The 1,035-nt window shown below is 33.9% G+C and carries 1 protein-coding gene; it reads left to right on the forward strand.

The genetic code is table 11. From position 1 onward, the window contains the following. The first annotated feature begins 73 nt into the window (after nucleotides 1–73). Nucleotides 74–310, forward strand: a complete 237-nt coding sequence (locus ACNKXV_RS04040) for a hypothetical protein (RefSeq protein ID WP_417906420.1) — start codon at nucleotides 74–76, stop codon at nucleotides 308–310. Nucleotides 311–1,035: the final 725 nt, after the last annotated feature.

Consider the following 1,035-nt stretch of genomic DNA (forward strand, 5'->3'; position numbering starts at 1 on the left):
TTTAGTTAAAATGTAAAAGGGATGCTATTTCAGATTACATTTGGTCAGTTAAACAATTAATATTCATTTGAAAATGAAAAAAATGATTTTTACTGTTGCAGCTTTTGCGATGGTTTTAAATTTTACATCTTGCAAACAAGCTAATGCCAACACAGCACAGGAAACTGCAGATGAGACAGCTATTTCTAAAGAAAACGAAGGAGAAATTTTAGTAGAAGAAATAGAAGCTGAAGTAGAGTTAGACACCACTATTCAAATCGATAGTTTGGAAATTAAATCTACTGAAACTACAAGTTCTGAAAAAGAATAATTGTTAGATAAATATTAAAAACAAGATTCTCAAGCCGTGATAATTGTCACGGCTTTTTTTTGTCTATTGTCAGCAAAATCAGGTATAAGTGGAAAGGGAGGTAATACATCTCTAATTCCCTTTATTCGGTTTAGTATAGATTAAAATCCCATTTACCCAAAAATTAAAAAATGGTATTTGAAATTTAAAGACTGTTTGGCTTTCCAATAGAGGAGATTCTTAAGGAGGAAAAAATAAGAAAAGGAGGCAATTCCCTACAAGTCACCCCCTTTAAAATAAACTAGATTGATAACTAAAGTAATACTCTCTACACTATAAAATTAACTATAATCCGTTAAATATTAGCAATATCGCAAGATTTTTATTCGTGAGTTTGAATAACCCGTAATTAAAGCTCCTACACTTCATGATATATATCATAAACCTGTTGAATTTTAATTAGCTCTGGTAGAAGCGGGAACTGGATTGATTTCCTTCCTTCTTTCGGAAATCGGCCGAAGGGAATAAGCTAAATACAAAACCCAGCCATGCTGCGCATGTCAGCTTCTTTTTCTTCATAAATTCGCCGAAGCAGGGTTCCTGAATTTATTCCAAAAAAAAAGCCAGCTGAAATTCAACTGGCTTTTGTAGTAGCGGGAACTGCCCTGAAGCATCGGGGGAACCAGTGACTCCCTGAAATAAAAAAACCACCTTTAAAAGGTGGTTTTGCTTAGTAGCGGGAACTG

Origin of the sequence: Christiangramia aquimixticola (assembly GCF_048285835.1) — a bacterium.
Classification (GTDB): domain Bacteria; phylum Bacteroidota; class Bacteroidia; order Flavobacteriales; family Flavobacteriaceae; genus Christiangramia; species Christiangramia aquimixticola.